Source organism: Streptomyces sp. NPDC050564, assembly GCF_044457265.1.
Lineage (GTDB): Bacteria > Actinomycetota > Actinomycetes > Streptomycetales > Streptomycetaceae > Streptomyces.
Genome location: NZ_JBITGS010000012.1, coordinates 267,985 through 275,773 on the forward strand (window position 1 = coordinate 267,985; position 7,789 = coordinate 275,773).

The window sequence follows — 7,789 nt, forward strand, 5'->3', positions numbered from 1 at the left end:
CCTTCATGTAGTCGCGCTACGCGCGTCACGGGCCTGCCACGCAACGCCGAGAACCCCCACTTCCGGCTGTGGAGCCGCGTACGGCCCTACCCCGGCCCACGCGGCACCGGCCTCAAACCGATGGAGGCAGCACCCCCATGCGTGAGACACGCTCCGTCAGACCCGCCCGGAGACTGCGAAGACTCCTGACCGCCGCCCTCCCTGCCCTCGCCCTCGGCGTCGCCGGGTTCGCCGCGGCCCCGCCCGCGGGTGCGCAGACAGCGCCCACCGCGCACATCTCCCGGGCCGCCCAGAACGCGAAAGCCCTGACCTCCCCCGCCGCCCAGGCCGTGCACCCGACCGGCAAGGCCGGCCAGAAGGTGCCCACCACGCATCTGTGCGGCACCCCGACCCCGGGTCATGCCGCCTGCTTCGCCCAGCGGCGCACGGACATCAAGCAGAAGCTGGCCGCGGCGATATCCCCGGACGCCGCCGCGGTGTCCGGCCTCAGCCCGGCCAACCTGCACAGCGCGTACAGCCTGCCCTCGATCGGAGGCTCCGGCCTGACGGTCGCCGTCGTCGACGCGTACAACGACCCCAACGCCGAGTCAGACCTGGCCACTTACCGCTCGCAGTTCGGCCTGTCGGCCTGCACCAAGGCCAACGGCTGCTTCAAGCAGGTCAGCCAGACCGGCTCGACCACCTCGCTGCCGACGAACGACACCGGCTGGGCGGGCGAGGAAGCGCTCGACATCGACATGGTCAGCGCGGTCTGCCCCAACTGCAACATCATCCTGGTCGAGGCCAACTCCGCGAACGACACCGACCTCGGGATCGCGGAGAACGAGGCGGTCTCGCTGGGCGCGAAGTTCGTGTCCAACAGCTGGGGCGGCGACGAGTCCTCCTCCCAGACCAGCGAGGACACCCAGTACTTCAAGCACCCGGGCGTCGCCATCACCGTCTCCGCCGGTGACTCCGGCTACGGCGCCGAGTACCCGGCGACTTCGCAGTACGTGACCGCCGTCGGCGGCACCGCGCTGTCCACGTCGTCCAACTCCCGCGGCTGGACCGAGTCCGTGTGGAAGACCAGCAGCACCGAGGGCACCGGCTCCGGCTGCTCCGCGTACGACACCAAGCCGAGCTGGCAGACCGACACCGGCTGCACCAAGCGCATGGAGTCGGACGTCTCCGCGGTCGCCGACCCCGCGACAGGTGTGGCCGTCTACGACACCTACGGCGGCTCCGGCTGGGCGGTCTACGGCGGCACGAGCGCCTCCGCGCCGATCATCGCGGGCGTGTACGCCCTCGCGGGCACCCCGGGCTCCAGCGACTACCCGGCGAAGTACCCGTACTCCCACACCTCGAACCTGTACGACGTCACCAGCGGCAACAACGGCTCCTGCTCGACCTCGTACTTCTGCACCGCGGCCACCGGCTACGACGGCCCGACCGGCTGGGGCACCCCCAACGGCACCACCGCCTTCACCTCGGGCACCAGCACCGGCAACACGGTGACCGTCACCAACCCGGGCAGCCAGTCCACCACGACCGGCGGCTCGGTCAGCCTGCAGATCTCGGCCTCCGACAGTGCGGGCGCGAGCCTCACGTACCGCGCGAGCGGCCTGCCCACCGGCCTGTCGATCAACAGCTCGACCGGCCTGATCTCCGGCACCGCGAGCACGGCGGGCACCTACAGCGTGACCGTCACCGCGTCGGACAGCACCGGCGCCTCCGGCTCGGCCTCCTTCACCTGGACCGTCAGCACATCCGGTGGCGGCACCTGCACCGCGGCGCAGCTGCTCGGCAACCAGGGCTTCGAGTCGGGCAACACCATCTGGAGCGCCTCCAGCGGAGTCATCACCAACGACAGCGGTGAGGCGGCGCACGGCGGCTCGTACAAGGCCTGGCTGGACGGCTACGGCTCCACTCACACCGACACGCTGTCCCAGTCGGTGACCATCCCGAGCGGCTGCAAGGCGTCGCTCACCTTCTACCTGCACATCGACACGGCCGAGACCAGCACCAGCACGGCCTACGACAAGCTCACCGTCACCGCCGGCTCCAACACGCTGGCGACCTACTCCAACCTCAACAAGGCTTCCGGCTACGCCCAGAAGACCTTCGACCTGTCCTCCTTCGCCGGCTCGACCGTCACGCTGAAGTTCAGCGGCGTCGAGGACTCCTCGCTCCAGACCAGCTTCGTCGTCGACGACACCGCCCTGACGACCAGCTGACCCACGAAAGCCCTGGCCGCCGTCGCGGCCAGGGCTTTTCCGTGCCCCGAAGTGGATCCTGATGCGGGGGTGGCACGTCCAAGCGATGAGGAGGCACCCCATGCGCCGAACGACCCACCACCGGACCATCGCCCTCGCGGCACTGACGCTTCTCGTGGCCGCGGGCTGCGGCACGCAGAGCGGAGGCGACGCGGGCGGCAGCGGCACCGTGTCGCCGTCCCCCACGACATCCCACAAGGGCTGTGCGCAGGCGAAGGCGGAGCTCGGCGCCGCCGACACCGGCCACACGTTCTGCCTGACGACGGGCGACGTGATCCGCATCAGCCTGGACGGCACCACCAGCCGGCCCTGGGCGCCCGTCAAGGTCGGCGGCAGCGGCCTGGAGGCCACCAACAGCGGCATCGTCCTGCAGGCGGGCGACGCCTCCTCCGCCTTCAAGGCGGTCTCGGCCGGGACGGCGCAGCTCACCTCGTCCCGCCCGTTGTGCCCCAGCGACCCGGCCAGGATCTCGTGCAAGGGCCTTCAGGATTGGACGGTCACGGTGGTGGTGACGAAGCCCTGAGGGCGGGAGGGGCGGTCGACCTCGGAGCGGGCGGCCCCGGCCTCCCTGAGCTGACGGTCGACGCGCCGCTCGTGGGTGAGCCCGATCAGCGAGGGGAGCGCCACTACCGCGAAGATCCCAAGGACGGTCAGGATTCCGACGAGGTTGTCCATGAGTGTGTTCATGAACACTACTGTCGCGCCCATTGCTCCCGACCGTCAGTGGCAGGACTGCCGCACACCCTCGAATTACTGCCACTTTCGAGGCACACTGGAGAACATGCTGCTGCGCCTTCCCGGGGCCAACCCCCAGGCCCCCGGCCGGAGAAGCAGGTCGGACAGGCCGGCCGAGGTCGCAAGGCGAGGTGAGCCGTGCTGAAGAACGTGGCCGCGGTCCTGCTGGACGGTGTGCACCCCTTCGAACTCGGCGTCGTCTGCGAGGTGTTCGGCCTCGACCGCAGCGACGAGGGGCTGCCCGTCTACGACTTCGCGATCGCCTCGGCCGAGGGCCCCACGCTCGCCACCCATGTCTCCGGGTTCACCGTCTCCACCCCGCACGGCCTCGACCGGCTCGACGAGGCCGACCTCGTCGTCGTGCCGGCCGGGGACACCTATGCGGTGCGCGACTATCCGCCCGAGCTGCTGGACGCGCTGCGCCGGGCCGTCGAGCGCGGTGCGCGGGTGCTCAGCGTCTGCTCCGGTGTCTTCGTGCTGGGCGCGGCCGGGCTCCTGGACGACCGACGGTGCGCGGTGCACTGGCATCACGCGCAGGCGCTCGCCCAGCAGTATCCGCGGGCGATCGTCGAGCCGGACGTGCTGTACGTCGACGAGGACCCGGTGATCACTTCGGCGGGCACCGCCGCCGGCATCGACGCCTGCCTCCACCTCGTCCGCAAGGAGCACGGCCCGGAGGTCGCCAACGCCATCGCCCGCCGCATGGTCGTACCGCCGCACCGCGACGGCGGCCAGGCCCAGTTCATCGAGCGCCCGCTGCCCCGCTCCCGGTGCGACACGGTCGGCGAGGTGCTGGTGTGGATGCAGCAGCACCTCGACGAGGAGGTGACCGTCGAGCAGCTCGCGGCCCGCGCGCACATGTCCCCGCGCACCTTCGCGCGCCGCTTCCAGCAGGAGACGGGGACGACTCCGTACCGCTGGATCCTGCGCCAACGGGTGCTGCTGGCCCAGGAGTTGCTGGAGGCCACGGACGAGACGATGGACGTGATCGCGGGCCGCGCCGGGTTCGGCAACGCGGCCGCGCTGCGCCATCAGTTCGTCCGGAGCCTGGGGACGACCCCGCAGGCGTACCGGCGCACGTTCAGGGGCCCGCGAGCGGCCTGAACGTGCGCCGGTAACCACGCACGGTCAGCGCGGCCGGGCCTTCAACAGCAGCTTGTGCGGTCGCAGCGTGATGCCGACGCGGGTGGCGTCCTTGGAGCCCGACACCTGCTCGAAGCGCCACCGCGACGCCACGGTCGCCGTGATCAGACTGAGCTGGGCCATCGAGAAGTGGTCACTGGGGCATTTCCGGTTGCCCACGCTGAACGGGCGCATCGCGTACTTCGGTATGTCCTTGGACCGTTCCGGAAGCCAGCGGTCGGGGTCGAAATCCTGGTGCTCCTGGTACGACCGGGGATCGCGCTGGATCGCGTACGGGCTGTAGACGATGTCGGCACCGGCCGGAATGCGATAGCCGCCCAGCTCGGTTTCGGTCACCGTGCGCCGCGTCAATATCCATACGGCGGGGTGCAAACGCATCGCCTCGACGATGACATTGTTCGTGTGCGACAGCTTCCGGACGTCGTCGAATCCGACGGGCCGGTCACCCGCGACGGATTCAACCTCCTTGCTCACCTTGTCCGCCTGTTCCGGGTGTTCGGTGAGGACTTGCAGGATCCACATGATCGTGGACGCGATGGTTTCGCTGCCGGGGGTGAGTATGGCGACGACTTGGTCGTGGATCTCCTGTTCGTCGATGGGGTCGCCGTTGTCGTCCTTCGCCTCCAGCAATGCCGTCAGCAAATCGTCCGGCTTTTGACCAGATGCCCGCCGCTCGTCGATGATCTCGTCGACGAGGTCATGCAAATCGGCCAATGCGCGGTCGAATTGACGGTGGGACGGAAGAGGCAGCCGATAGAGCGGTCCGGCCGGGATGACCATGCGCCGGTACATCCCGCGGAACACGGCGCCCAGCGCGATGCTCAGCCGCTCGGCCCGCTCGTCCATGAACTGGCCGCGCAGCAGACAGCGGGCCGCGATGCGGACGGCGACGCGGAACGACTCGGAGGTGCAGTCGATCGTCTCCCCCGGCACCATGCGCGCCGCGAACGCGCGTGCCTCCTCCTCCATGATCGGCCCGTACTCGTGGATGATGTCGGCCCGGAACGCGGGCTGGATCGTCCGCCGCTGGCGCCGGTGCTGCGGCCCGTTGGCGGTCGCGACCCCCTTCTTGCCGAGCAGCCCCTCGAGGGACTCCCACAGCGGGCCGCCGATCTCGTAGTCGGGGTTGAGCGCCAGCGCCCCGGTGAGCGCGGGGGTGGTGACGGCGTACACCGTCTTGGGGCCCAGCTTGAGCCGGACGACGTCGCCGTGGTCGCGCAGTTGGGCCAGGAAGCCCAGCGGGTCGCGGACCAGTTTCCAGCCGTGGCCGAGACCCGGCACGCCTCCGCCCGCGAGGGGCGGGGTGGACAACTCCAGCGTCTCAGGTACCTCGGGTCGCACTGACTCGACGGTCATTTCTCACCTGCCGCTTCATTGTTGACGTACGGGGGTGTGGAGCGGTCGTCCCAGCTGTCGACCATGTACCGGCCCGACTCGTGGTGGAACCAGTACACGGAGCTGAACCAGTTCCGCATATTGCCGAGGCAGTCCTTCACGGCAACGCTGCATTCCTTGCCCCGCATGGTCCCGTCCGCGAGGGTGTCGGCGAGCCGTAATACGTCCTTTTCGGCGACGAGGAATTCACGAATGGATTCCTCGACTCGTCGCCGTACTTCTGTGACGGCCTCTTCGAGAGTCAGCCCCTCATGGTGAATGAGACTGATTCCGAGATTGTGGACTTCGTCGCCCGCAATTTCCTTGGGGAGCGAGCACAGGTCGTTGTACCAGGCGGCGAATTCCTGGCTGAGCAGTGCCGCCTTCCGATATGCGGGGTGATTCCGCACCGCGGTGGGGAGTTCGTACCCCGCGCTGGGTTCCAGAAGGTCGGTCCAGATCCAGTGCGCGAATGTCAGCCGACGGAGTTCGAGATACTCCGCGACCGTTGGAACGGTGCCCGAGGCGCGATTTCGGAACTCCCGGTCGTACGCTTCGATCACCGCATGGAAGTGGAGTGCGAACCGCGCGTTCCACTTCTTGCTGAGGAACGAGTACAGCCGCACCATACTGTCCGCGAACCCCGCGACCAGGGGATCCTGGTGGTGCAGATGGTCCCTGGGGGAGTCGAGGGCCGCGTGCAGCTGGAACCTGAGCCTCCGCCAGGCACCGGTGCGGCCGTGGATGACGTCGCGGTCGTGGCGGTCGTCCCAGACGAAGAACCACGCGCTGTAGTCGGCTATCGCCTGCATGACCTCGTCGGGGGCGCCAATGTAGTAGCCCGCCATGAGGTCCGTGTAGCACAAGCCGTCGGCATATTCCTCGACCTTGTCCGCCGGCATGAGCCGTTTTTCGAGCAGCCAGGTCCTGGTCCTCTTCTGGAGCCTGGGCCAATACGGATGCAGTTGTCGAGGAAATGCCGTCTCGATCACCGGAAGAGAGAGCGCCGGTGGAACCGCGACCGCTGTCGGTGTCGATGAAGTGCCGTGTGAGAAAGCATGCACGAACAAACCCCTCTCAGCCGCCTGCTGGCGCTACACCCCTCCCGCTGTGCCGGGCGTGCGCCGTTGCGTATCCCCGCACTTCCCATTCAGCACCACAACTGACCGCTCTGGGAACGGATTTGCCCCACTCACTACCCCATGATGCCGAGAATCTCCCCTTGTGTGACTGAATATGGATCACTAGAGGAGCACAAGGGATCGAACGTGCGACGTACACACGAACGGCGCCTGGTCAGGAATGTTCCTGACCAGGCGCCGTTCGAGCAAGCTCACAAGAGGCTGCGAGCCCCACCTGTCATTTTCTGTCTCAGTCGTTCGCGAGGTCGGTCGCCGTCGCGTCTCAGTCGTTCGCGAGGTCGGTCGCCGTCGCGTCTCAGTCGTTCGCGAGGACGGTCGCCGTCACGTCTCAGTCGTTCGCCACGATCGGGTAGCGGGGCTCGTTCTCGGCCATCTGCCGCAACGCGTCCTTGCGCTCGCGCTTGGAGAGCCGGTCGATGTACAGGTAGCCGTACAGATGGTCCGTCTCGTGCTGGAGGCAGCGGGCGAAGTAGCCAGTGCCGCGCACCTTGATCGGGTTGCCCTTCTCGTCCTGCCCGGTGACCTCGGCGTAGTCCGGGCGGGCCAGCGGCGCGTACGCGGTCGGCACGGAGAGGCAGCCCTCGTTGCTGTCGTCCAGACGGCGCTGCTCGGCGGGCAGCTCGACCAGCACGGGGTTGCAGACGACGCCCACGTGCCGCTTGCCCTCGTCGTCCATGCAGTCGTAGACGAAGACCTTCAGGTCGACGCCGATCTGGTTGGCGGCCAGGCCCACGCCCTCGGCGGTGCGCTGGCTGGCGAACATGTCGGCGACCAGCTGGTCCAGCTCTTCCCCGAACTCGGTGACGTCCTTGCACTCCTTGTGCAGCACCGGGTTCCCGACGACCGTGATCGGCCGCGAGGTGCCCCGCCCGCGGTAGGCCTCCTCACGCTCCTCGCCGTCCTCGGTGTCGATGACGAAGCCCTCGTCGTCCACGGGGAGCACGCCCGCGTGCTGCTGATCGGTGTCCTGCTGCGCCATGACCGACGTATGCCTTCCTGAAAAACGGGGGTGTGATGCTGATACAGGGTACGGTCCCGGGCCCCCCCCGGGGGGCGGGGCCCGACCCGCGGGGGGGGGCCCCCCCCGGGGGGGGCCCCCCCCCCCCCACCAGCCGCCCGCCCGGCACCCCCCCCGAAACCAAA

The 7,789-nt window shown here is 68.6% G+C and carries 7 protein-coding genes; 3 read left to right on the forward strand and 4 right to left on the reverse strand.

All coding sequences use genetic code 11. The features are described from left to right. Positions 1-137: 137 nt before the first annotated feature. Positions 138-2,213, forward strand: coding sequence for a putative Ig domain-containing protein (locus ACIBK0_RS21230; RefSeq protein ID WP_399081880.1), 2,076 nt, complete (start codon positions 138-140; stop codon positions 2,211-2,213). Between the two features lie 100 nt (positions 2,214-2,313). Continuing rightward, a complete protein-coding gene (locus ACIBK0_RS21235; protein ID WP_399081881.1) occupies positions 2,314-2,775 on the forward strand; it encodes a hypothetical protein in 462 nt (153 codons plus the stop codon). On the opposite strand, the gene ACIBK0_RS21240 is transcribed toward ACIBK0_RS21235, so the two are convergent. Then, positions 2,736-2,939 (reverse strand): hypothetical protein, encoded by a 204-nt coding sequence (locus tag ACIBK0_RS21240; protein WP_399081883.1) that lies wholly within the window; start codon positions 2,937-2,939, stop codon positions 2,736-2,738. The genes ACIBK0_RS21235 and ACIBK0_RS21240 overlap by 40 nt on opposite strands. Positions 2,940-3,125: 186 nt before the next feature. On the opposite strand from ACIBK0_RS21240, the gene ACIBK0_RS21245 reads away from it, so the two are divergent. Continuing rightward, positions 3,126-4,091: a GlxA family transcriptional regulator gene (locus tag ACIBK0_RS21245; RefSeq protein ID WP_399081885.1), complete on the forward strand. Its 966-nt coding sequence runs from the start codon at positions 3,126-3,128 to the stop codon at positions 4,089-4,091. 24 nt (positions 4,092-4,115) lie between these two features. Here ACIBK0_RS21245 and ACIBK0_RS21250 read toward each other — a convergent pair whose 3' ends face one another. From ACIBK0_RS21250 to def, 3 genes are all read right to left on the reverse strand, one after another. Continuing rightward, positions 4,116-5,486, reverse strand: coding sequence for a cytochrome P450 (locus ACIBK0_RS21250; protein WP_399081888.1), 1,371 nt, complete (start codon positions 5,484-5,486; stop codon positions 4,116-4,118). After that, the gene (gene cyc1, locus ACIBK0_RS21255; protein ID WP_399081890.1) at positions 5,483-6,568 is read right to left on the reverse strand and encodes an epi-isozizaene synthase; all 1,086 of its coding nucleotides are present in this window, start codon (positions 6,566-6,568) and stop codon (positions 5,483-5,485) included. Before cyc1 ends, ACIBK0_RS21250 begins: the two co-directional genes overlap by 4 nt. 406 nt (positions 6,569-6,974) lie before the next feature. Next, positions 6,975-7,625 (reverse strand): peptide deformylase, encoded by a 651-nt coding sequence (def, locus tag ACIBK0_RS21260; protein WP_399081892.1) that lies wholly within the window; start codon positions 7,623-7,625, stop codon positions 6,975-6,977. Between the last annotated feature and the right edge of the window lie 164 nt (positions 7,626-7,789).

Coding starts and splice junctions, on each gene's coding strand:
- ACIBK0_RS21230 (WP_399081880.1), top strand. CDS start 138: ATGCGTGAGACACGCTCCGTCAGACCCGCCCGGAGACTGCGAAGACTC.
- ACIBK0_RS21235 (WP_399081881.1), top strand. CDS start 2,314: ATGCGCCGAACGACCCACCACCGGACCATCGCCCTCGCGGCACTGACG.
- ACIBK0_RS21240 (WP_399081883.1), bottom strand. CDS start 2,939: ATGAACACACTCATGGACAACCTCGTCGGAATCCTGACCGTCCTTGGG.
- ACIBK0_RS21250 (WP_399081888.1), bottom strand. CDS start 5,486: ATGACCGTCGAGTCAGTGCGACCCGAGGTACCTGAGACGCTGGAGTTG.
- def (WP_399081892.1), bottom strand. CDS start 7,625: ATGGCGCAGCAGGACACCGATCAGCAGCACGCGGGCGTGCTCCCCGTG.